Source organism: Pseudomonas sp. GW101-3H06 (assembly GCF_059424605.1).
On the sequence record NZ_JBWKZO010000001.1, the window covers coordinates 405,043 to 428,719 of the forward strand.

Genomic DNA, 23,677 nt, shown 5'->3' on the forward strand with positions numbered 1-23,677 from the left:
AGGCCGTCGATCAAACACCCATCAGCGATTGCTGATAAACCGCGAAACACGCTTCTGCCAGCGCTGAACGAGGGGCGGTGCGACGCATGATCAGCCCCAGGCGGCCAAGGGTTTGGGCGTTTTCGATCGGCTGTAGGCGTAAATGATCAGTCAGGTCTTCGAGGCCACCGTCCAGTGGCATCACGGCGCAGCACAAGCCGCCATGCACAGCCTGTAAAAGTTGATGCACGGCATCGGTCTGCAACAACGGCTGCGGGGTGAGCCCGCGGCTGTGGAAGTTATGGTCGATGGACTGGCGAAAGTGCATGCCGCTGGTGAGCATGCCCAGCGGCAGCTCGATCAACGATTCCCAGCTCAGCGGCTTCTCGCCAAAGGTAAAGAAGCGCTGATCGTAAAGCAGACCCATGCGGGTTTCACTGAATGTGAGTGAGTCAAAGTGTTCGGCATCAAGGCGTTCCAGGTACGACACACCAAGATCCAGGCGATTGTTCGCCAGTTGTTCGAGGATTTGCTCCGAGCTCAGTGCCGACAATTCAAATCGCAGGTTCGGGTGCTCAGCATGCAAGCGTTGCAACAGCGGCAGTGGGTCGAAGCTCGACAGAGGCACCACACCCAGGCGCAAGGTGCCGACCAGATTGCCGCGACAGGCGGCCGCCTCGGCGTACAAACCGTCATAGGCTGCCAGTACAGTGCGCGCCCAGGCCAGCACCCGTTCGCCCGGCGCAGTAAAGCCTTCGAAGCGTTGTCCGCGATTGACCAGCGGCAGATCGAGTTCTTCTTCGAGGCTGCGCAGGCGCATGGAAAGGGTCGGTTGGGTGATGTGGCAGCGCGCGGCTGCCTGGCCGAAGTGTCGGGTTTCGTCGAGAGCGATGAGGAATTTCAGTTGCTTGATGTCCATCTTCGCTCCAGGGCGGATCCAGGGGGTGAGCAGGGGTGGATTCTATCGCTTGGCGCGCAGCGGCGTCATTGGTCGGTTTGAAGTCGTGTTTGGCAACCGTGGTCTAGGCTTTTGCGTCTGGACACTAATTCCCAGGGAGAGCACACGATGAGCCTGTTCAGTTTTCTTAAAGAAGCCGGTGAAAAAATCCTTGATGCGCTGACGCCGGACAAGGCCGAAGCCAACAGTGAAGCGTTGACCAAGCATGTGCAGAGCGCGCTGACTGGGATCGATACTTCCAGGATTCAGGTGAAAGTCGAGGGCGATAAAGTCATCGCCACGGGTGAAGCGGGCAGCCAGGAGGAAAAGGAAAAAATCCTGTTGGCGTTGGGTAACGTGGCCGGCGTCAGTGGTGTTGACGATCAGATCACGGTGACGGGCGCCGTGGCTGCGGCCGCGAAGTTTGTCACGGTCGAGAAGGGCGACACGCTCAGCGCGATTTCCAAGCGCGTGTATGGCGATCCGAACAAGTACCAAAAAATCTTCGAGGCCAACAAACCGCAACTCAAGCACCCGGACAAGATCTATCCGGGGCAGGTGTTGCGGATTCCTGAGTAATCTTCAAGACCGCTTTCGCGAGCAGGCTCGCTCCCGCATTTGATCTGTAGCGAGTACAGAGTGTGTGCACGACGCAGATCCATTGTGGCAGCGAGCCTGCTCGCGAAATAGGCGACTCGGTCTAAAGCCCGGCAATCAGATCCCGATAATCCTCCACCGCTGCAAACTCCGCCGTGTCCCTCGGCCCCTGACGACTGTCCGGCTCGCTCACGGCCAGCAAATGCGCCACACCAAAATCCCGCGCACTGCGCAGGATCGACAAGGTGTCGTCGATAAACAGGCTGCGCGCCGGATCGAAATCAATGTCCTCCCTCAAGGCGTCCCAGAACTGCGGGTTTTCCTTGGGGAAGCCATAATCGTGGGAGCTGATCAAGCGCTCGAAATACGGCGCCAGTTCGATTTTTTCCATCTTCAATGACAGAGAATCACGGTGAGCATTGGTGATCAGCACCACGCGTTTGCCGGCCTTTTTGAGCGCCTCCAGAAAGGTATCCGCGTCCGGGCGCAGGGCAATCAGGTGCGCAGTTTCCAGTTTCAGTTCACGCACGGACAACTTGAGCTCGGCGCTCCAGAAATCCAGGCAGTACCACTGCAACTGACCGGCGTGGCGCTCGAACAACGGTTGCAACTCAAGCTCGGCCATTGCCCGACTCACCCCGTGCAGTTCGGCGTAACGCAGGGGCAGATGCTCCAGCCAGAAATGGTTGTCGAAGTGCAGGTCCAACAACGTGCCGTCCATGTCCAGCAGAACGGTGTCGATGTCGTGCCAGGGCAACGGGGACATAAAAAACTTCTCCAGCGATAAAAAAGGTATCCGGGGACAACAATCAGGATAGGCCGGGTATAGTAACCCGCTATCGCTCAGGAGCCGCTCATGCGCCAGAAACCCACCATCCTCGCCCGCGAGATCGTCGCCACCAGCCGTTTATTCTGCGTCGAGGAGCTGAAACTGCGCTTTTCCAATGGTGAGGAGCGCACTTACGAGCGATTGGTCGGCAAAGGCACCGGTTATGGCGCGGTGATGATCGTGGCGATGCTCGATGCGGATCATGCGGTGCTGGTCGAGGAGTATTGCGGCGGAACCGATGAATACGAACTGTCGCTGCCCAAAGGCCTGGTCGAACCCGGTGAAGATGTGCTTGCAGCGGCGGAGCGCGAACTTAAGGAAGAGGCCGGGTTTGGCGCGCGGCAGCTTGAGCATTTGACGGAACTGTCGTTGTCGCCCGGTTACATGAGCCAGAAAATCCAGGTGGTGCTGGCCACTGATTTGTACGAAGAGCGTCTTGAAGGTGACGAACCGGAGCCGATGGGGGTGGGCAAGGTCAACCTGCGGGAGTTGTCGGCACTGGCGCAGAACCCCCAATTCACCGAGGGCCGCGCCTTGGCGGCGCTGTACCTGGCCCGTGATCTGCTGACCCAGCGTGGAGTGTTCCTGCCATGATTTTTCCCCATCCGCTGATGGCACCGGTGATAGAGCTGGCCTTGAAGGCTGGCGAAGCGATTTTGCCGTTCTGGCGCATCGGCACGACGGTGACCGCCAAGGCTGACGACTCACCCGTCACTGCCGCCGACCTGGCCGCCCATCACCTGATTGTTGCCGGCTTGACCGCGCTGGACCCGAGCATCCCGGTGTTGTCCGAAGAAGATGCCAACATTCCTCAAAGCGTACGCGCCGGATGGCAGCGCTGGTGGCTGGTGGATCCGCTGGACGGCACCAAGGAATTCATCTCCGGCAGTGAGGAGTTCACGGTCAACATCGCATTGATCGAGCAGGGGCGCGTGGTGTTTGGCGTCGTGTCGATGCCGACGAGTGGGCGCTTTTACGTGGGTGGCACCGGGTTGGGCGCATGGCGCGGCGACAAGGGCGCCGAGCCGCTGCCGATTCAGGTTCGCGAAGTGCCGCCGACGAATGCGGCGTTCACCGTGGTCGCCAGTCGCCGACATTCCAGCCCGGAGCAGGAACGCCTGTTGGCCGGGTTGAGCGCCAGCCTGGGTGAGCTGGAACTGGCCAATATTGGCAGCTCGCTGAAGTTTTGCCTGTTGGCCGAAGGTGCGGCCGATTGTTATCCGCGCCTGGCTCCGACTTCGCAGTGGGACACGGCGGCGGCGCAAGGCGTGCTGGAAGGGGCGGGCGGTGAAGTGCTGGATTTGAGCGGCGCGCCGTTCTGTTATCCGGCGCGGGAGTCGCTGTTGAATGAGTTTTTCCTGGCATTGCCGGCGAAGGCGGCGTGGCGTGAAAAACTGCTGAACCTCGCACGCTCCTGAGCTTCACGCTAAATCCTGTTGTCTGAATTGCGGCTGCGGCGCAGCCGTTCGCGAGCAAGCCCTAGCGGTGCAACACATACTGCCCGACAAACCTCACCGCATCCTCATCACTGCCCGCATTCACCACCCGCGTATGCAGCGCCAGTCGCGCTCGTCCATAACGGTGGTAGGTGGCGAGGAACTTCTTCCACACCTGTGCGCCAGGCGCCTGGCAAATGGCGTGCGCATCGCCGGTCACCGGCAGCGGGTAGTTGATCTGCCCTTCCTGAATCACGATGTGCCCGTCCGCAATCCCTTCTTCTTTCAGTCGCAAATGCAACCAGCCCCAGCCGGCCAGTACCGCGCCGCAATACAGGCTGCCACCGAACATAGTGCTCTTGTGGTTGACGTTGGCGTCCAGCGGCAAATGCAGGCGCAGTTGCTGATCGTGCCAGTCGAGCACTTTGAGGCCCATGTCCCGCGTGAGGGGAATGTCATGGTGGAGGACGGATTCCAGTTGACGACTGTCGCGGCTCATTCAGAGGCCTCTTGTATGGGGTGGATGATTGGACGGTGGCTCAATCGAGTTCGTCGGACTGGCTGGAGGCTCCGCTGTCGGCGAAGTTCAGGCCATGTTTGCGCAGTTTGTCATGCAAGGTCTTGCGCGGAATGCCGAGGGCTTCGGCGACGCTGCGCACGGAACTGTGGGAGCGCGCCAGTTCGGCGGCGATCAGGGTTTTTTCGAAGTTTTCCACTTGCTCGCTCAAGCCACCGCTGACCGGTTCCACCAGGGTACCGGCGGCGCCTTGCGACTCGCTGTTGTCCAGCGCCAGTTCCAGGCCCAGGGCGAAGCGTTCGGCGGCGTTTTGCAGTTCGCGCACGTTACCGGGCCAAGTGTGGCGCAGCAGCAGTGCGCGTTGGCCCGGTTGCAGTTCATGAGGCGGCAAGCCGTGGCGTTTACTGGCCTCATCGGTAAAGTGCTGAAACAGTACCAGCGCATCTTCACCTCGTTCACGCAGCGGTGGAATGCGCAACGGCGCGACGTTCAAGCGGTAATACAGGTCGGCGCGGAAACGCCCCTGATCGGCGGCCTGCCTCAAGTCTTCCTTGGTGGCGGCGATGATGCGGATATCCAGTGGAATCAGCTGATTGCCGCCCAGGCGTTCGACCACCCGCTCTTGCAGCAAGCGTAGCAACTTCACCTGCACGTCCAGGCTCATGCTTTCGATTTCATCGAGGAACAACGTGCCGCCGTTGGCGAATTCGAATTTGCCGATGCGCCGCTTCTGCGCACCGGTGAAGGCGCCCGGCTCATGACCGAACAACTCGCTCTCGACTACCGATTCGGCCAGCGCTCCGGCGTTGATCGCCACGAAGGGACCGTTTCGGCGGCTCGACAAATCATGCAGCGCCCGCGCCACCACTTCTTTACCGGCACCGGTTTCACCAAGGATCAGTACATCGGCTTTGGTCGCCGCCAGGGCACCGATTTGCTCGCGCAGGCGCAGCATCGAAGGCGATTGCCCGACCAGACGTGTGCTCAGCTCATTGCGATCGCTCAGGGCCAGGCGCAGGCTGCGGTTATCCAGCACCAAGCGGCGTAAGGCCAGGGCGCGGCGCACACTGTCGAGCAGGGCATCGCTGGCGAAGGGCTTTTCCAGAAAGTCATAGGCCCCGGCGCGCATGGCTTGCACGGCCAGCGGCACGTCGCCGTGACCGGTGACCAGCAACACCGGCAGCTCCGGGTCCTGGGCGTGGAGTTCGGTCAGCAGTTCGATTCCGTCCATGCCGGGCATGCGAATGTCGCTGACCACCACCCCCGGCCAGTCGCGTTCCAGTTGCCCGGCCAGCCCCTTGGCCTCGGCCAGCGGCAGAATTTTCAAGCCGGCCAGATCAAGGGTCTGGCTCAGGGCCTGGCGCAGGTGGGGATCATCGTCGATCAACACAACCTGAATTCGATTGTCGATGGTCATGCACTTCGGTCCTCGGACGGTTGCAGGCTCACACCCGGCGCGCCTGCGCGCAGTTTCAGGGTAATCAGGGCGCCGCCCTCCTTGTGGTTGGCGAACAGCAGTTCACCACCGAAGGCGCGCATCAGGGTCTCGCAGATCGCCAGTCCCAATCCAAGCCCCTGGGTGCGGGTCTTGGTGGTGTAGAAAGGTTCGCTGGCGCGACCAAGGGCCTCCATGCAGAAGCCGGGGCCATTGTCGCGAATGTACAGGTTGACGCCATCGGCACTGGATTGGGCACTCAGCCAGAGTTTACGAGGCGGGCCTTTTTCCGTCAGGGCGTCCAGAGCGTTGGCCAGCAGATTGCCGAGCACTTGGCGCAGGCGGGTTTCCCCGGCCTCGACCCACAAGGTCGCGGCGGGCAAATCCCGTATCAGTTCGACTTCCATGCTGCGCCGACGCTTGGCGAGCAAGGCCAGTGCGTCGTCCAGCGCAGGTTGCAGGGCGACGCTTTCCGGGGCGTGGCGATCGCGTCGGGCAAACGCGCGCAGATGCGCAATGATCGAGGCCATGCGCCCGGTCAGTTCGCTGATCAGCTTGAGATTGCCGCGGGCATCGTCGGTGCGCTGATGGTCGAGCAACACTTCGGCGTTTTCCGCGTAGCTGCGGATGGCGGCCAGGGGTTGGTTGAGCTCGTGACTGATGCTCGCCGACATCGTTCCCAGTGCCGACAGTTTGCCGGCCTGCACCAGATCATCCTGGGCGCGTACCAATTCTTGCTGGGCCTGTTCGCGTTCCAGCACTTCCTGCTTGAGACGACGGTTGAGGCCCTCCAGGTCGCTGGTACGTTCAGCGACCCGGCCTTCCAGCTCACGTCGGGCCTTGGCTTCGAAGGCTATTCGATCAAGGTAATGACGGCGGCGCTGCATCATCAGGCCGAGCAACAGCATCACCACCAATAGCGTCGCGCCCCCGATGGCGACCACCGTGCGCACCGGGCGGTCGATCAGGGTGCGTGGCGCGAGGATGCTGACATTCCAGCCGGTTTCCGCGATGGCCTGAGTCTGGGTCAGCCAGGCATCGGGATTGAGATTCAACGGCTTCGGATCGCGGGTTGGATAGGGTTGGATCGCGATGATGGCTTTGCGTTCGTCTTCACTCAACGGGCGGGTCGAGCGGAAGCGCCATTCAGGTCGTGAGGTGAGAATGACCACTCCGTTGTGATCGGTCAGCAGCAGCTGTTCCGGAGTTTTCCCCCAGAGGCTTTCGGTGTGGTCGAGGTCGACCTTGACCACCAGTACGCCGATGATTTTCTCGCCCTGGCGCACGGCTGCAGCGAAGAAGTAGCCGCGTTTGGCGGACGTGGTGCCGAGTCCGAAGAATCGCCCCAGCCGCCCGGCCATGGCTTCGCTGAAATACGGCCGAAACGAAAAATTGCGCCCGACGAAACTGTCGTGCTTGTCCCAGTTGGAGGCCGCCAGGGTCTTGCCCGTGGTGTCCATCAGGTACATGACTTCGGCGCCGGTCTGGGTGCTGATGTTTTTCAGCAGGCGGTTGGCATTGCCCTGGGTGACACCATCGTCCGGCGCACCAAGAACGGCGCGCAGGGCCGGCAGATCGCCGAGGATCTGCGGCAGCACTTCATACCGGTGCAGGGTACCCAGCAGGTTGGCGACGTAGAGGTCGAGGGTCTGGCGGTTCTGCCCGGCCAGTTCACTGCGGTAGTAGCGCTCGGCCAGATGCTCCAGCGGCCACAACAACGGTGCCAGGCACAGGGCGAGCAGGGCCAGGCTGCGCCAGCGGGGTCTGCGGGGGAGGGTCGGAGTCATGAGCATCGAGCGCCTGTGGGTATGGGCACATTATGCCTAGGCTTGCGGGCACAGTCTGCGAGCCGTTGATGACCGACGGTTGTTCGTCAGGCTGGCGAACAGGGGGTTGCGTATCGGCCCGAGCAGTGGCGATATAGGCGCCTAATAAATTTAACACCTTCATTGAAGAGGTCTGTTTCATGCCGCTCGCCACGTTGATTCATCGCGCCAGTTTGCCCGGTCCGCAAGTCTCTGCGCAGCAAGCGCTTGAACTGTTGCAGGAGCATTACGGGCTGGGCGGCAGGTTGCAGGCCCTGGGCAGTCAGCAGGATTTGAACTACCGCGTCGACAGCGATCTGGGGCGTTTCGTCCTGAAAATCTGCCGGGGCGATTATTCGGCGCAGGAGTTGCAAGCCCAACATGCCGGGCTCAAGCACCTGGCGCAGCACCCCGACGTGCATGTGCCGCGCGTGATCCCGGCGAAAAACGGTGCGGACCTGCTGTCTCTGGATGTCGCCGGCCAAGCGGTGCATGTGCGCTTGCTGGATTACATCGAGGGCCAGTCCCTGACGCACCTCGATCATTTCAACCGCACGGTGGTGGCCGGTTTCGGCCGCTTGTGCGGCGAGATGGACCTGGCACTGGCGGAATTCGACCACCCGGGGCTGGAGCGCACCCTGCAGTGGGATGCGCGCCATGCCCAGGCATTGATCGCGCATTTGTTGCCGGTCATCCAGGATGACGCGCAGCGCAAAACGGTCGCCGAAGCGGCGGAGCAAGCCGAACGTCACTTGCAGCCCTTGGTGGACAAGTTGCCGATCCAGGCCATCCACATGGACATCACTGACGACAACGTCGTGTGGCAGCGCGACTCAGCGCGCCAATGGCAGTTGCAGGGCGTGATCGATTTCGGCGATCTGATCCGCACCTGGCGCATCACCGATCTGTCGGTCACCTGCGCGGCATTGTTGCACCACGCCGATGGCGACCCGTTCTGCATTTTGCCGGCGGTACAGGCCTATCACGCGGTCAATCCCTTGCAGCATGAAGAGCTGCTGGCGTTGTGGCCGCTGATTGTCGCCCGTGCCGCGGTGTTGGTGCTCAGCGGTGAGCAGCAGGTCAGCATCGATCCGGGTAACGCCTACAGTCGCGACAACCTGACTCACGAGTGGGAAATTTTCCGCGTGGCGACCTCGGTGCCGTTGGCGCTGATGGAAGCCGCGATCCTGACCGCTGTCGGGCAGAATCTGCCAGGCATAGCCGGTGACGGTTTTGCACCGCTGCTGCCGAGCCTGGTGGGACGTGAGTTTGCCTTGATCGACCTGGGCGTACTCAGCCCGCATTTCGAGGCTGGTAACTGGGAGCAGGAGGGTGTCGATCAACGCCTGCTGGACGAAGCGGCCGCCGCCCACGGCCTGGCGGCCAGCCGCTATGGGCAATACCGCCTGTCCCGCACTCGCCCGGACAGCGCCATCGAACCGGACACCTGCCCGTTGCACGTCGAGTTGCGCGTGCCCCATGGCACGGCAGTCGAGGCGCCGTTCGCCGGGGTGGTGCACCAGCCGTTGCCGGGAGTGCTGCAACTGGATGGCCCGCAACTGAGTGTGCGCCTATGGGGCGTTACGTCATCGCTGCATACAGGCGCTGCGCTGGTCAAAGGCCAGGTGCTGGGCTCGGTCAGCGGGCCGTTGATGGTGCAACTGTGCCGCGGGGCGTCGTTTACCGCGCCTTTGTTCTGCACGCCGACCCGCGCACCGGCCTGGAAAGCGTTGTGCCCTTCACCGGCGGCGCTGCTGGGGCTGGCTTGCGATGCCGAAGAGGAACTCGATGCGCAAACCTTGCTGGCCCGTCGTGATGCCAGTTTCGCCCGTACGCAAAAACACTATTACGTCGATCCGCCGCGTATCGAGCGTGGCTGGCGCAACCACCTGATCGACATGCAGGGCCGCTCGTACCTCGACATGCTCAACAACGTCGCGGTACTCGGCCATGGCCATCCGCGCATGGCCGCGGTCGCCGGCCGCCAGTGGTCGTTGCTCAACACCAACTCACGGTTCAATTACGCCGCCGTGGCTGAATTTTCCGAGCGTTTGCTGAAGCTGGCCCCGGACTCCATGGATCGCGTGTTCCTGGTCAACAGCGGCAGCGAGGCCAACGACCTGGCGATCCGTCTGGCCTGGGCCTACAGCGGCGGCCGCGACATTGTCAGCGTGCTGGAGGCCTATCACGGCTGGACCGTGGGCGCGGATGCGGTATCGACCTCGATTGCCGACAACCCCAAGGCGTTGGAAAGTCGCCCGGACTGGGTGCATCCGGTCACTGCACCGAACACCTACCGCGGTGAGTTCCGTGGCCCGGACAGCGCGCCGGACTACGTGCGCAGTGTCGAACACAACCTGGCGAAAATCGCCGAGCAGAAACGCCAACTGGCCGGCTTCATCTGCGAGCCCGTGTATGGCAATGCCGGTGGTATCTCGCTGCCACCGGGTTATCTGAAACAGGTTTACGAAAGGGTCCGCGCCCAAGGCGGGGTTTGCATCGCCGACGAAGTGCAGGTGGGCTACGGACGCATGGGGCATTTCTTCTGGGGTTTCGAAGAGCAAGGCGTGGTGCCGGACATCATCACCATGGCCAAGGGCATGGGCAACGGGCAGCCACTGGGCGCGGTGATCACCCGTCGGGAAATCGCCGAAGCCCTGGAAGCGGAGGGCTATTTCTTCTCGTCGGCGGGCGGCAGTCCGGTCAGTTGCCAGATCGGCATGGCAGTGCTGGATGTGATGGAAGAAGAAAAACTGTGGGAAAACGCCCAGGTCGTGGGCGGGTATTTCAAGGAGCGACTCGAAGCGCTGATCGATATTCATCCGCTGGTGGGCGCGGTGCATGGTTCCGGGTTTTATCTGGGCGTGGAGTTGATCCGCAATCGCGAAACATTGGAGCCGGCGACCGAAGAGACCACAGAATTGTGCAATCGCTTGCGCGACCTGGGCATCTTCATGCAACCGACGGGTGATTACCTGAACGTGCTCAAGATCAAGCCGCCGATGGTGACATCGCGTCGGAGCGTGGATTTCTTTGTGGACATGCTTTCGAAGGTGCTCGCCGAAGACCTGTAAACATATCCCCCACGGGTACACGGTAAAAAAGTGGGAGCGGGCTTGCTCGCGAAGGCGGTGTGTCATTCAACATTAATGTTGATTGAGCCGAGGCTTTCGCGAGCAAGCCCGCTCCCACATTTATTTTGCGGTTTTAATTCGATTGTTATCGGGTTTAAGTGCCTGATTTATGACAAAAGGCAGATTTACAGCTTCAAAAGCCGATTTTTATCGGTTATAAAGTCGCCACTGCCAGGGCACGGATAAGCCATGCCCGACCGTCAAGCACTTGCCCGGAGATGATTCATGAGCCGTATCGTTACCGTTGCCGCCACCCAGATGGCCTGTTCCTGGGACCTTGAAGGCAACATCGAGGTCGCTGAAAGACTGGTCCGTGAAGCCGCTGCCAAAGGCGCGCAGATCATCCTGATTCAGGAGTTGTTCGAGGCACCGTACTTCTGCCAGAAGCCGAATCCGGATTACCTGCAACTGGCTACGACCGTGGAAGACAACGTCGCTATCAAGCACTTCCAGAAAGTCGCCAAGGAACTGCAAGTGGTGCTGCCGATCAGCTTCTACGAACTGGCGGGGCGGGCGCGTTTCAACAGCATCGCGATCATCGACGCCGACGGCAGCAACCTCGGGATTTATCGGAAAAGCCACATCCCGGACGGCCCTGGCTACCACGAAAAGTATTACTTCAACCCGGGCGATACCGGCTTCAAGGTCTGGGACACCCGCTACGCGAAAATCGGCGTGGGCATCTGCTGGGACCAGTGGTTTCCGGAGGCGGCGCGCAGCATGGCGCTGCAGGGCGCGGAAATCCTGTTCTATCCGACCGCCATCGGCAGCGAGCCCCACGACAAGACCATTTCGTCCCGCGATCACTGGCAACGCGTGCAACAGGGCCACGCCGGCGCTAACCTGATGCCGCTGATCGCCAGTAACCGTATCGGCAATGAAGAACAAGACGGCTACGACATTACCTTTTATGGTTCGTCGTTCATCGCCAACCAGTTCGGCGAGAAGGTGCAGGAACTCAATGAAACCGAAGAAGGCATTCTGGTTCACACCTTCGACCTCGACCAACTGGAACACATCCGTAGCGCGTGGGGCTCGTTCCGTGACCGTCGTCCGAACTTGTACGGCGCGCTGAAAACCCTCGACGGTACCCTGGAGTCCTGATCGACATGACCACTTTGAAAAGCACCCCTCGCGCAGACGGCTTTTACATGCCGGCCGAGTGGGCACCCCAGACCCAGACCTGGATGATCTGGCCCGAGCGTCCGGACAACTGGCGCCTGGGCGGCAAACCGGCGCAAGCGGCGCACGTGGCAGTGGCCAAGGCCATCGCGCGTTTCGAACCGGTCACCGTGGCGGTCTCCGCCGGCCAATACGAAAACGCCCGTGCCCGCCTCGACGTACCGAATATCCGTGTGGTCGAGATGTCCAGCGACGACGCCTGGGTCCGGGATACCGGCCCGACGTTCGTCATCAACAACAGCGGCGAAGTCCGTGGCGTGAACTGGGATTTCAATTCCTGGGGTGGTTTCGACGGTGGCCTGTATTCACCGTGGAACCGCGACTCGCAGGTGGGCGGCAAAATCCTCGAGATCGAGCGCAGCCCGCGCTACCGCACCGAGGGCTTCGTGCTCGAAGGCGGTTCGATTCACGTCGATGGCGAAGGCACGCTGATCACCACCGAAGAATGCTTGCTCAACCGCAATCGCAATCCGCACCTGAACCGCGCGGAAATCGAAGCGGTGCTCAAAGACAATCTGGCTGTGGATAAGATCATCTGGCTGCCGGACGGCTTGTTCAACGACGAAACCGACGGCCATGTGGATAACTTCTGCTGCTACGTGCGTCCGGGTGAAGTGCTGCTGGCGTGGACCGACGACCCGCAGGACCCGAACTACCCGCGTTGCCAGGCGGCCATGAAGGTGCTGCAAAGCAGCACGGATGCCAAGGGTCGCCCGTTCACGGTGCACAAGATGCCGATTCCGGGGCCGCTGTACGCGACCGAAGAAGAATGCGCCGGTGTCGACCCCGTGGATGGCACCCAGGAACGTAATCCATCGGTGCGTCTGGCCGGTTCCTATGTGAACTTCCTGATCGTCAACGGCGGCATCATCGCGCCGAGTTTCGACGACCCTCTGGATGGTCCCGCCAAGGAAATTCTGCAGACACTGTTCCCGCAGCACGAAGTGGTGATGGTGCCTGGCCGCGAACTGTTACTGGGTGGCGGCAACATTCACTGCCTTACCCAACAACAGCCAGCACCGCACAAGGAATGAGTGACCTCGTAACAGCTTGAGTTGATTGCCAAATCATTCACGCAAACGTTTTCGCTCGTTACCTCGCACAGAGCCCGCAGCCCTTCAGGATTGCGGGCTTTTTAGTATCCGCTTATCGACAATCCAGACACATTGGCATAGCTCTTGTATCTCTCATGAGGCAACTCGGGGAGGGGGAGAACTGCGATGTTCTGTCATAAACCTTGGATAAGTTAGCCGCTCACAAACCAGGAGAGAGCGCTGAAATGAACGCCGAAGTAAATGTGGTGAGCGAGCGGGCGTTGCATCCCCTGGCAGTCAATGGCGAATCGCTCCAGATTCTGGCGCACTGGTTCAAGTCCAATGGAACGCGTCCGATCAGCGAGGCTGATCCGCGCCGGACAATGATCGAGCGCTACCCCGCTGGTTTATTCAGCGAAGCGGAACTGGATGCGTTATGGGATGTGATGGAAGGATAAGTAGAAAAACAACGGATTGATAAAACAAAAGCGCTGCCGGGATGGCAGCGCTTTTTTTATGGACGACTAATGAATAGTAAGAATTGAATTTTTCTGCCGCGCAAAATCATTTCTTAGACGATTTTTGCCTAATTCCAGACGATTCATGAAATTGACACAACGTTCAGGGCACGGCTACGATTCGGCCAACGCCTGTGGCAGACCGCCATGACTCTAAAATAATAAAAAGGCCCGCCGCGAGTGATCGTGGGCGGGCTTTTTGTTTGCGGAATGAAAAAGAGCGCGATAGTGCCGTTTCAGCCGTTCGACACAGCGCGTTTCAACCCGTAATAAGGAAAATAAAATGTTGAACAAGCGAATCAGCCTGATCGCTCTGGGGATTTTGAGCGCTTCACAGGCCATGGCTAACGACCAGGCCGAATCCAAGGGATTTGTCGAAGACAGCAGCCTTAAAGTGTTGCTGCGCAACGCCTACATGAACCGTGACTACAAAGACGGCAACGACGATAAAGCCGAGTGGGGCCAAGCGGCTATCGGCACGTTCTCGTCCGGCTTCACCCAAGGTACCGTGGGCGTGGGCGTGGATGCCTTCGGTCTGTACGCACTGCGCCTGGACGGTGGCAAGGGCAAAAGCGGCGCACAAGGTATCGACTTTTTTAAGCAAGGTGACAGCGGCAGCGCAGCTGACGACCTCGCCAAGGCTGGCGCCGCCGTCAAATTCCGTCTCTCCAGCACCACGCTGACCTATGGCGACCAGATGCCGGCCCTGCCGGTATTGAGCTACGACACTGTGCGTCTGCTGCCGGAAAGCTACACCGGTACTTTGATTACCTCCAAGGAGATCAAAGGCCTGGAACTGAACGCCGGTCGCTTCACCGCCGAATCGCGTAAAAGCGCTGAAGGCCGTGACAGCGGTGGCCTGAAGTCGATCAACGTGTTGGGCGGCAGCTACCAGTTCACCGAACAGTTCAAGGCTTCCCTGTACGCCTCCGACGTCGAAGACGTGCTCAAGAAGCAATACGTGAACGCCAACTACGTGTTCCCGCTGGCCAAGGATCAGTCCCTGACCCTGGACTTCAACGGCTACCGCACCAAGCTGGACAGTTCCTATGTTGAAGACGTCGGTGCTACCGGCGACGACAACAAAATCTGGAGCCTGGCCGCAATCTACGCCACCGGCCCGCACTCGTTCACCCTCGGCTACCAGCGCAGCACCGGCGACAGCAACCTGGGCTACCCGTATGGTGGCTACCAGAAAGACCAGAACCGCGTCGGCGACGGTGGCAACACCATCTACCTGGCCAACTCCTACTGGTCCGACTTCAACGCCGAAGACGAACGCAGCTGGCAACTGGGCTACGGCCTGGACTTCAGCACCTTCGGTGTTCCGGGCCTGAGCTACAACTTCGCCTACGTGCGCGGTGACAACATCACCACGTCCACCAGCGAAGGCGGTACCGAGCGTGAAATCTTCAACCAGTTCAAGTACGTCGTGCAAAGCGGCCCGGCCAAAGACCTGAGCGTAAAACTGCGTAGCTCGATCCTGCGCGTGTCGCAGAAATCGAGCGAATACAACGTCAGCGGTAACGAAGTGCGTGTGTTCGTGGATTACCCGATCAACATTTTCTGATGATCGGTTACGGTATCGAGGCCTGATTCAAGGCCAAAAAAAACAAGCCCCGACTGGTTCGGGGCTTTTTTATGGGCGCTGCAGGGCTCTGGTCTGCGCCTCAGGACAATTCAATGGTCTGTCGCCGTCACGTTTTCCACCTCGAATGATCGAAATGAGCATTCTTGTTGATTGAATTGCGCAAAATCAGACAATGCCCTAAGATTATTTTGACTGAACTAATCATTGCGTGATCAGTTCAGTCAGTTTCGAGGTGATACACGTCTTACCCAACAATTATAAAAGGAGACCCTCGTGGCCCAGATTCCTATCAAGCGCACCATTGAACGCATCCCCGGCGGCATGATGATCGTGCCCCTGCTGATCGGCTCGCTGGTCGCAACCTTCACGCCTGACACCCCCAAGTTTTTCGGTTCTTTCACCAACGCGTTGTTCACCGGTGCATTGCCCATTCTGGCGGTGTTCTACGTGTGCATGGGCGCGAGCATCAATATCAAGGCCACGCCTTATCTGCTCAAGAAGGGCGGTACGCTGCTCATCACCAAAGTCGGCATCGCCATGCTGCTGGGCATCGTGCTCGGGCAATTCCTGGGTGAGCAGCCGATCTCGTCAGGACTGTTCGCCGGCATTTCCACACTGGCGGTGGTCGCTGCGATGAACGACACCAATGGCGGCTTGTACATGGCGTTGATGGGGCAGTACGGCCGCTCCGAAGATGTCGGTGCCTATTCGGTGATGTCGCTGGAGTCGGGCCCCTTTCTGACCATGGTCACGCTGGGCATTGCCGGTCTGTCAGCCTTTCCCTGGCCGACGCTGGTGGGCAGCATCCTGCCGCTGGCCCTCGGCATGTTGTTGGGCAACCTCGACCGTGACATGCGTGACTTCCTGGCCAAGGCCGTGCCGGTGATGATCCCGTTCTTCGCCCTGGCCCTTGGTGCGAGTCTGGATCTGCATAACGTCTGGCAAGCCGGTTTGTTGGGCCTTGCCATGGGTGTCGCGGTTGTCGTGCTGACCGGTATCCCGCTGTTTTTTGCTGATCGTTTGACCGGTGGCACCGGCGTCGCGGGTGTTGCGGCAGCCACGACCGCCGGGAATGCTGCCGCCGTACCTGCGCTGATTGCAGCGGCAAACCCGGTATACGCCGAGGCGGCCAAGAGCGCGACCATACTGGTAGCCGCCTGCGTCGTGGTGACCGCGATCCTGGCGCCGATACTCACCGCTGCAGTCGCCAAACGCGTGCAGCAGCGTAACGCCGCCGTGGTCCCCGAGCCGGACCTCAAACCGCAAAAGCGGGAAGCCTTGCGATGAGTATTCTGATCATCGCCGACGATCTGTCCGGCGCGGCGGATTGCGCCATCGGCTTTGCCAGTGTCGGGCTGCAGACCGTGGTGACGCTCGACGCCTTGAACGATCAGCCGGATGCGCAGGTAATCGCCGCCGATACCGACACGCGACGCCTGTCGCCCGAGCAGGCAGCCGAGCGCACTGTCGCGGCGTTCAAGGCGCTGCGTAAACCCGGGCAGCGGTTGTACAAGAAAATCGATTCGACCTTGCGCGGTAACTGGGCGGCGGAAGTCGCCGCCCTGCAACCGTTGGCGGGGCTGGCCATCGTCGCCCCGGCGTTCCCCGCCACCGGGCGCACGCTGCGCGGCGGTCGGGTATTCGTGAACGGTCAGCCGCTGGAGACCACCGATACCTGGAAGCTGGAAAACGCCGACCGACCGGCGGATGTCGAAGCCATGCTCGTCGCCACCGGCCTTAGCACCGCAAAACTGGACCTCTATACCCTGCGCGGCGACCCGGATGCACTCGCGCATTATTTCGCCGAACTCGCTCGCAGTGATACGCAGGCAGTGATCGTCGATGCACAAACCGAAGACGATTTGCTGACCCTGGCGCGTTTGACCGCGACACTGGACCAGGCACTGTTCTGGATCGGCTCGGGTGGCCTGGCGCGGGAAATCGCCCAACTGCCCGACTTTTTCCACACATCGAATCAGCGTATCGAAAGCACCGATAGCGAGAAAAATCCGGCGTCGACTCTAGTGATGGTTGGCAGTCTCTCCGGCGTCTGCGAACGGCAATGCACGGTATTGAAAGCGCAGGCAGGACTGAGCGAATTGATCGTTCCGCCCGCGGTACTGCGCCAAGGCAGCAAGCATCCAGACTGGGCGACCTGGCAGGCCCGCATCGGCGAACAGCTCGAAGGCTGGAGTGACCTTCTGCTGCGCATCGGCCGCGACGAAGCGTTCGACCCGCAAGAAGGGGCGCACCTTTCTACCATGCTGGCTGAGATGGTCGAACCGCACTTCGCCAAGGTCGGTGGCCTGATCGCCACGGGCGGCGAGACGGCGCGGGCCATTCTGACCACCGTCGGCATCGACAGCCTGCAACTGCTGGCGGAAGTCGAAGCGGGTGTGGCTTTCGGTCGGCCCTGCGCCTCCCGCTATGGCTATCGCCCGGCAATCATTACCAAGGCAGGCGCGTTCGGCACCGACCGCGCCTTGTATGCGGCATGGCAACACCTGAGCGACATCAACGATCGCTCCCAGCTCCAACGCCCACGAATCCAGGGACTCGAATGAACACTATGAGCAACTACCTCCCCATCATTGGCATCACCATGGGCGACGCTTCGGGTGTCGGTCCGGAAATCATCGTCAAGAGCCTGACCCACGACATCGTCTACCAACAGTGCCGGCCGCTGGTGATCGGCGATGCGCGACGCCTGGAGCAGGCCAATGTGATCGTCGGCGGCAGCGCCAAAGTACGCCGTATCGAGGACGCCTCCCAGGCGCGCTACGAGGCCGGCACCATCGACTGTATCGACCTCGACCTGATCCCCGATGACTTGCCCTTCGGCGAGCTGTCGCCCATTGCCGGTGACGCCGCCTATCAGTACATCGCCCGCGCCGTGGAGCTGGCCGAGGCCAAGCAGATCGACGCGATCTGCACCGCGCCACTGAACAAGGAAGCGCTGCACGCCGGCGGTCACAAGTACCCGGGTCACACTGAAATGCTCGCGCACCTGACCCACGTCGACGAAGTGTCGATGATGCTGGTGGCGCCGCAGCTGCGGGTGATCCACGTCACGACCCACATTGGCATCATCGACGCGATCCGCAAAATCGAGCCGGGCCTGGTCCAGCGCACCATCGAGCGTGGCAACGCTACATTGATCAAGGCCGGCATCGCCCGTCCGCGAATTGGCGTGTGCGGGATCAACCCGCATGCCGGTGAAAACGGCCTGTTCGGTTATGGCGAAGAGGAAGAAAAAATCATCCCGGCGGTGAAGCTACTGCAGGAGCGTGGTCTGGACGTGACCGGCCCGTTGCCGGCCGACACGCTGTTCTTCCGCGCCGGACGCGGTGACTTCGACCTGGTGGTGGCGATGTATCACGACCAGGGGCATGGCCCGGTCAAAGTGCTGGGGCTGGAAGCCGGGGTGAATGTGACGGTGGGCCTGGAAGTGATCCGCACCTCGGTCGACCACGGCACCGCCTTCGATATCGCCGGCAAGGGCATCGCCGATGAACGCAGCCTGCTCGAAGCCCTGCGTCAGGGTGCGGAGCTGGCCACGCGACGGGGATGAGCGGCGGCGGCGCTGTCGTGTAAGATCGACCACCGTCCAAACAACGAGACCCGCCATGAAAGTGTCCGAACGTCACCGCGCCATCCTCGAACTCGTGCGCATCGGTGATGCCAACGTCGAGCAATTGAGCGCGGCGCTCGGGGTTTCGGAAGCAACCGTGCGACGCGACCTGACCATGCTCGCCAAACAGCGACACCTGGTCCGCACCTATGGCGGCGCCACCGCGGTGGTGGGCGTCCATGAGCCGGAAGCCTCGCTGGAAGAGCGCAAGACCAGCCAGTGGGAACAGAAGGACGCCATCGCCCTTGCAGCAGCGGCCCACGTTCAGGACGGCGACACCGTCCTGCTCGACGGCGGCACCACCTGCGCGGCATTGGCCCATCACCTGTGCTCGCGCCAGGACGTGCACGTGGTCACCAACAACCTGCTCGCCGTGATGACCCTGGCCAACGCACCGGGCGTGCGCCTGACCCTGATCGGCGGTGACTTGCGTGGTTCGAGCATGAGCACGTTAGGGCCGTTGGCAGAGCTGACGTTGAGCCGGTTGAGCGTCGACAAAGCCTTCCTCGGCGCGGACGGTGTCGTCGCGGAATTCGGCTTGTGCGAAGCGAGTGCGCAGCAGGCGTATCTCAAGGAATGCATCATCAAACGTGCCGCCCAAATCGTCGTCCTCGCCGACACCGACAAACTGGGCCGCGCTCGCCAGCAACACTGGACGCCGATCGAGCGGGAATGGCGGTTGATCACCGGCGCTACCGCCGATGAGGCTTTGCTTGCGCCGTTTCACGCGATTGCGCAAATCACTGTGGAAACCGTATCGGTCGATTGACACTCAAACATTGTGGCGAGCGAGCTTGCTCGCGTTGGGCTGCGTAGCGGCCCCAGAAAATCTGATATCCAGCGCGTAGATTCTCTCGCCACAGCACTCATGTCGCCAAAACTCATTTTCGATAACACGTGTCGCCAACATGTCGTCCGCGACGACACGTTCCCAAGACGTGTCGCAAAAAGTCGAAAATTGCGACACGTTAAGCACACATGTCTACACTGGCGACATGAGTGAGGGCTATCTCTGCTCAAAAAACATACAAAATGATCAGGATCGCATCCATGACCGAACCGCTGCTGCCATGGCAGGCTGACAGGCCATACAACCAACTCCCACTGTTACCACCAGAAATTGAGCTGGAAACACGTGCAGTCCTCAAAAAATGCATTGAGGCACGGACTGCATTGGCCGAGTTGAAACAGGCAGCAGAGTTGATTCCTAACCAGACCGTTCTGATCAATACCATTCCGTTGCTGGAAGCCAAGGCGAGCTCTGAAATAGAAAGCATCGTCACCACCACGGATTTGCTGTTCCAGCATGCCCAGGACATGGAAAACCAAGCAGACCCGGCGACCAAAGAAGCGTTGCGCTATCGAACGGCACTGAGCCAAGGCTTCCAGTCCCTGACTGAACGGCCGCTTTCCACCAACACCGCCGTGGAAATCTGCCGCACGTTGAAGGGCGCGAAACTGGATATCCGCCGCACACCCGGTACGCAGCTCGCCAATGACCGGACCGGTGAAGTCATCTATACCCCGCCCGAGGGAGAAGACCACCTGCGCAACCTTCTCGCCAACTGGGAGCGCTTTCTGCACAACGAAACCGATCTAGACCCTCTGGTTCGCATGGCGGTCGGGCATTATCAATTTGAAGCTATCCATCCTTTTGTCGACGGTAATGGTCGTACCGGACGGGTCCTCAATACGTTGTTTTTGATTCAAGAAGGCCTGCTCAATCTGCCGATTCTCTACCTCAGTCGCTACATCATTGCCCAGCGTGCTGACTACTATCGACTCCTGCTGGAGGTGACGACCCAACAGGCGTGGGAGCCATGGCTGTTGTTCATGCTCAGTGCAGTAGAGGAAACCGCGCGTTGGACGACAGCCAAAATTGCCGCAATACGCGCATTGTCCGAACACACCACTCAATTTGTGCGTGACCAATTACCCAAAACCTACTCACGGGAATTGGTGGACGTCATCTTCGAACAACCCTATTGCCGCATTAGCAACGTGGTCGACAAGAAGGTTGCTCAGCGGCAGGCTGCTTCGCGTCACCTGAAAGATTTGGTGAGCATTGGTGTGCTTGAGGAGGTTCAGGTAGGTAAAGAGAAGCTGTTTATCCATCCGAAGCTGATGCAGTTGCTTAGTCGCGATAGTAATGAGTTCAGACATTACGCCGGCTAACACGTGAGTCGAAAAAAAAGCCCCGAATGATTCGGGGCTTTTTAGTGTGCTTGGATCTATGTAATGGCGCTATTGACCGCGATTGTTCATCGGCGCGTCCAATACCTTCACCACATCATCAATGATCGCCTTACTCATATCCTGCAAAAAGTGCGACGCCCAGGCATGCCGGTCGCTATCGCGAACCATGGCGGCGTCTGATGCGAGCAGTTTGGCGACGTGGAGTAAGTCGGAGGCGTGGTACAGCGCCTGAACGACTGGAACACCGGCACTGATGCGGAACAGCGGTTCGTTGGCGTGGTAGGAGAAGGGGGTGAGGCCGATGGTTTTCAGGTCTTGGGGGTTGGTCATTGGGCACCTCCGGCAGTTGCGCGGTGGTGGTGTACGACCGGTGGTCTAGACGGATCTACTGCGTTCATTAGCAACTCCTACATTTGGTAGAGCTGTCACGTTCGTTATCAGGCGAATGGGTGGCAGCTGTGCGCAGGCTGATAAACCGGAAATGTAGGAAACCGGCAGACTCGAAGGTCTCCCACGCACAGCCGCCATTGCACGAATGAGCGGGTATAAAAAAACGCCGACAATCGTGATTGGGCGCTGAAGCGCCTACATATTACCCGGGTTATCAGGCCCGGTCGCTGAATTGGCAGCGACGGCACGAAGGTAGCTTGAGGGAGGAAGATGCGCAATCGTGGCCAGGTGGTGGCGTAAGGTGGAGAGGTTGCCTTTGTGAGATCTTGCGCCGCTGATCGAATAGCAAAAGTGCATTGCTTATCTATACGGCAAAGCCGTATGGTCGGCCTCATCTTCACAGTCCTGGAAATCTGCAATGGTCAATGAACTGGAGCAATTCCAGCAGGATTTTCTGGAATCTGTGCGGCAAATGAAAGCCGACAAAGCTGCCCGTGTGACAGAGGTGCCGCTGTCAGCGGCGGCTAAGGCGCGGGCCAAAGTAGGTGTTTCCCAAAGCGCGTTCGCGAAGCTGATTGGGGTAAGTTTGCGGACGTTGCAGGACTGGGAGCAAGGACGGCGGCAGCCGACAGGAGCGGCACAGACGCTGCTGCGTGTCGCGAGTCAGCATCCTGAAGCATTACGTGACCTTCAAAGGATCTGATTTAAATGAACGGGTTTCATTGTGAGGTAGTACCGATGGTTCAAAAATGAATCTGTCCGTTTTTCATATTTGGTATTTTATTGCTTTGGTTTGTAGGTTTTTTTGATCTTAAGTAATGGATCGACAGCAATCGCAGCGATTTCTACAGCATAGTCTAATCCCCATAAGACTTTTAGTGCGTTTTTCAATGTTACTTTTGAGAAAAATGGTAGTTCCTGCGGTATTTTTTTTGATGTGGCGATTGCGTATATTACTTTGTAGTCATGAGGGTTGGGGCGGAGTGTTGGGTTTGTCAACTGAATTGACGGTGGCAGCTTGGAATTCAGCTTTTTTCTGAATTCTACATCTCTGATAAAAGCTTCAGCCGAGACGCATCCTTGTGAAAATAGATGGCTTAAGGTGCTTGAACTTCTATAATATTTCACGTGAATTAAGTCGGAACCATTTCTTATTAGGTCGCAGAACTCAAGTTTGTCGTATGATCCTCCGATTCTAATATTTTTTTTGTCAAGTAACTCAAATGACGGGTCACTGATAAGGGCAAGGTTATAATCATCTTCCCTGCTCTGGGTGTAAATTGGGAAAGTGTGGTTATAGGTTGTAAGTTTTGAAAGGTGTTGATCAATTGATTTTACGAATTCATCGTTGACTTTATACCAGATTGAGTTTCGCAGTATGTAATGGTCTCCGCTGTAGTTGATTTCTGCATAGAGACATTTATATGCAGACCAATTTTTTATAGAGTGGTATTGATGATCGTTAATGTGCACGAGAGTGTGTTTAAGCGAGTCGATGCTCAGTGGCATTGATTTCGATTTTAAGTGTGCTAGCAAATGCTGGAAATCAAGTACCGCATATCGCTCAGTTCTGGGGTACATGTCGAATGAGTAACCAATCTGGCTTTCCCAGTCGACGATCTCAGGTTCGCCGAGCCAGAGACTTGAAAGGTTGGGGCCGGATAAAACCTTTTCTAGTTCCAAGTCAAGAATGGCAATATGGTCAGAGTCCCGAACTTTGCTTACGTTGTCCACCCATTCAAATATTTCAGGAAGTTTTTGCTTGTACCTGACTATCGTCTCTTCCAAGATCTCATATAGGTGGTCTAGGTCTAAGCTGGTTGTAATAGTGAATGCATCGCGACCAGTGACATGAGTTCCAAATAAATCAACTGTTGAACTTCCTGTTACAGCGTAAAGCATTTCGATTTCTGCATCTATATGAAGGTCAAAAATATCGACTTCTTTTGTGCTTTGGGTTCTGGAGTTTAACGGGTTGTGGTCATAACTAGATTTGTCTAAGCTTCGAAGTTTATCTGGGTGTACAGAGTTTAATGTGACTTTTAATCCAAAATCTCGTTCAATGGCTTCTTCATGTAGAAGGTGAAAGCCGGTGCCGAATGTCAATATGAATTTGTGTTGATGTACTCCGATTATAAGGGCTGCGCCAACACTGCTACTGTTTCCAAACGCACCTATAGGTACTTCAGGTCTTGATTTGAATAGTTGAGTCCAAGGAGGTGAGTGTATAGGTGGTTCTTTTTTAATGTACAAGTGAGCATTTTCTACACCTGAAATTTTTAGCTCTATCGGAGAGTTGGCATTCTCCAATTTTAATAGCTCGAGGTCATTGCTTTTATGATTTTTCGCTAAATATATCGATAGCTTTTCTTTGCGCTCTTTTCTTTCTTTTGGTTTGAGCATAGCGATTCTTTCCGTGAGACGCTTGGGTCCAGAAATGATATCAAAATGAAATTAATTAGGGGT

21 protein-coding genes are annotated in these 23,677 nt (G+C 58.6%); 14 read left to right on the plus strand and 7 right to left on the minus strand.

Going from position 1 to position 23,677, the window contains the following annotated elements:
• Nucleotides 1–10 precede the first annotated feature (10 nt).
• Nucleotides 11–898 carry a LysR family transcriptional regulator gene (locus tag AC07ZE_RS01895; protein ID WP_207260492.1) on the minus strand — a complete coding sequence of 296 codons (888 nt, stop codon included), beginning with the start codon at nt 896–898 and terminating at the stop codon, nt 11–13.
• Nucleotides 899–1,045: 147 nt separating this feature from the next.
• On the opposite strand from AC07ZE_RS01895, the gene lysM reads away from it, so the two are divergent.
• Nucleotides 1,046–1,495: a peptidoglycan-binding protein LysM gene (gene lysM / locus AC07ZE_RS01900; protein WP_207260494.1), complete on the plus strand. Its 450-nt coding sequence runs from the start codon at nt 1,046–1,048 to the stop codon at nt 1,493–1,495.
• Between the two features lie 121 nt (nt 1,496–1,616).
• On the opposite strand, the gene yrfG is transcribed toward lysM, so the two are convergent.
• On the minus strand, nt 1,617–2,279 hold the full coding sequence (gene yrfG, locus AC07ZE_RS01905; protein ID WP_207260496.1) for a GMP/IMP nucleotidase: 663 nt from the start codon (nt 2,277–2,279) through the stop codon (nt 1,617–1,619).
• 90 nt (nt 2,280–2,369) lie between these two features.
• Here yrfG and nudE point away from each other — a divergent pair, with 90 nt between their 5' ends.
• Both nudE and cysQ read left to right on the plus strand, forming a co-directional pair.
• Entirely contained in the window at nt 2,370–2,936 is a 567-nt protein-coding gene (gene nudE / locus AC07ZE_RS01910) for an ADP compounds hydrolase NudE (RefSeq protein WP_207260499.1), read from the plus strand.
• A complete protein-coding gene (gene cysQ / locus AC07ZE_RS01915; protein WP_207260501.1) occupies nt 2,933–3,760 on the plus strand; it encodes a 3'(2'),5'-bisphosphate nucleotidase CysQ in 828 nt (275 codons plus the stop codon). Before nudE ends, cysQ begins: the two co-directional genes overlap by 4 nt.
• Before the next feature lie 61 nt (nt 3,761–3,821).
• Here the strand turns inward: cysQ and AC07ZE_RS01920 are convergent, their stop codons facing one another.
• Genes AC07ZE_RS01920 through AC07ZE_RS01930 form a run of 3 tightly spaced genes read right to left on the minus strand, consistent with a single transcriptional unit; the run spans nt 3,822 to nt 7,517 of the window.
• On the minus strand, nt 3,822–4,277 hold the full coding sequence (locus tag AC07ZE_RS01920) for a YiiD C-terminal domain-containing protein (RefSeq protein WP_207260503.1): 456 nt from the start codon (nt 4,275–4,277) through the stop codon (nt 3,822–3,824).
• Nucleotides 4,278–4,317: 40 nt separating this feature from the next.
• Entirely contained in the window at nt 4,318–5,712 is a 1,395-nt protein-coding gene (locus tag AC07ZE_RS01925; RefSeq protein ID WP_207260505.1) for a sigma-54-dependent transcriptional regulator, read from the minus strand.
• Nucleotides 5,709–7,517, minus strand: coding sequence for a sensor histidine kinase (locus tag AC07ZE_RS01930; RefSeq protein ID WP_207260507.1), 1,809 nt, complete (start codon nt 7,515–7,517; stop codon nt 5,709–5,711). The genes AC07ZE_RS01925 and AC07ZE_RS01930 overlap by 4 nt, the downstream gene beginning before the upstream one ends.
• Before the next feature lie 179 nt (nt 7,518–7,696).
• Here AC07ZE_RS01930 and AC07ZE_RS01935 point away from each other — a divergent pair, with 179 nt between their 5' ends.
• The 10 genes from AC07ZE_RS01935 to fic all read left to right on the plus strand — a co-directional run bounded on the left by AC07ZE_RS01935 (nt 7,697) and on the right by fic (nt 20,800).
• The gene (locus tag AC07ZE_RS01935; protein ID WP_207260509.1) at nt 7,697–10,609 is read left to right on the plus strand and encodes an aminotransferase; all 2,913 of its coding nucleotides are present in this window, start codon (nt 7,697–7,699) and stop codon (nt 10,607–10,609) included.
• 285 nt (nt 10,610–10,894) lie between these two features.
• The gene (gene aguB / locus AC07ZE_RS01940; protein WP_207260511.1) at nt 10,895–11,773 is read left to right on the plus strand and encodes an N-carbamoylputrescine amidase; all 879 of its coding nucleotides are present in this window, start codon (nt 10,895–10,897) and stop codon (nt 11,771–11,773) included.
• 5 nt (nt 11,774–11,778) lie between these two features.
• Complete coding sequence (gene aguA, locus AC07ZE_RS01945) at nt 11,779–12,885, plus strand: agmatine deiminase (protein ID WP_095192354.1); 1,107 nt, start codon at nt 11,779–11,781, stop codon at nt 12,883–12,885.
• Nucleotides 12,886–13,130: 245 nt separating this feature from the next.
• Entirely contained in the window at nt 13,131–13,343 is a 213-nt protein-coding gene (locus tag AC07ZE_RS01950) for a hypothetical protein (protein ID WP_207260513.1), read from the plus strand.
• A gap of 343 nt (nt 13,344–13,686) precedes the next feature.
• Nucleotides 13,687–14,973, plus strand: a complete 1,287-nt coding sequence (locus AC07ZE_RS01955) for an OprD family porin (RefSeq protein ID WP_207260514.1) — start codon at nt 13,687–13,689, stop codon at nt 14,971–14,973.
• A gap of 294 nt (nt 14,974–15,267) precedes the next feature.
• Nucleotides 15,268–16,281 carry a 2-keto-3-deoxygluconate permease gene (locus AC07ZE_RS01960; protein ID WP_095192350.1) on the plus strand — a complete coding sequence of 338 codons (1,014 nt, stop codon included), beginning with the start codon at nt 15,268–15,270 and terminating at the stop codon, nt 16,279–16,281.
• Entirely contained in the window at nt 16,278–17,558 is a 1,281-nt protein-coding gene (locus tag AC07ZE_RS01965) for a four-carbon acid sugar kinase family protein (RefSeq protein ID WP_207260516.1), read from the plus strand. Before AC07ZE_RS01960 ends, AC07ZE_RS01965 begins: the two co-directional genes overlap by 4 nt.
• Before the next feature lie 5 nt (nt 17,559–17,563).
• The gene (gene pdxA, locus AC07ZE_RS01970) at nt 17,564–18,565 is read left to right on the plus strand and encodes a 4-hydroxythreonine-4-phosphate dehydrogenase PdxA (RefSeq protein ID WP_095192348.1); all 1,002 of its coding nucleotides are present in this window, start codon (nt 17,564–17,566) and stop codon (nt 18,563–18,565) included.
• Nucleotides 18,566–18,620: 55 nt separating this feature from the next.
• Nucleotides 18,621–19,394: a DeoR/GlpR family DNA-binding transcription regulator gene (locus AC07ZE_RS01975; protein WP_207260518.1), complete on the plus strand. Its 774-nt coding sequence runs from the start codon at nt 18,621–18,623 to the stop codon at nt 19,392–19,394.
• Between the two features lie 281 nt (nt 19,395–19,675).
• Nucleotides 19,676–20,800 (plus strand): protein adenylyltransferase Fic, encoded by a 1,125-nt coding sequence (gene fic / locus AC07ZE_RS01980; RefSeq protein WP_207260520.1) that lies wholly within the window; start codon nt 19,676–19,678, stop codon nt 20,798–20,800.
• Between the two features lie 69 nt (nt 20,801–20,869).
• Here fic and AC07ZE_RS01985 read toward each other — a convergent pair whose 3' ends face one another.
• Complete coding sequence (locus tag AC07ZE_RS01985; RefSeq protein WP_207260522.1) at nt 20,870–21,151, minus strand: DUF3077 domain-containing protein; 282 nt, start codon at nt 21,149–21,151, stop codon at nt 20,870–20,872.
• Nucleotides 21,152–21,629: 478 nt separating this feature from the next.
• On the opposite strand from AC07ZE_RS01985, the gene AC07ZE_RS01990 reads away from it, so the two are divergent.
• Complete coding sequence (locus AC07ZE_RS01990) at nt 21,630–21,914, plus strand: helix-turn-helix domain-containing protein (RefSeq protein WP_207260530.1); 285 nt, start codon at nt 21,630–21,632, stop codon at nt 21,912–21,914.
• A gap of 77 nt (nt 21,915–21,991) precedes the next feature.
• Here AC07ZE_RS01990 and AC07ZE_RS01995 read toward each other — a convergent pair whose 3' ends face one another.
• Complete coding sequence (locus AC07ZE_RS01995; protein WP_207260532.1) at nt 21,992–23,614, minus strand: TIGR04141 family sporadically distributed protein; 1,623 nt, start codon at nt 23,612–23,614, stop codon at nt 21,992–21,994.
• Between the last annotated feature and the right edge of the window lie 63 nt (nt 23,615–23,677).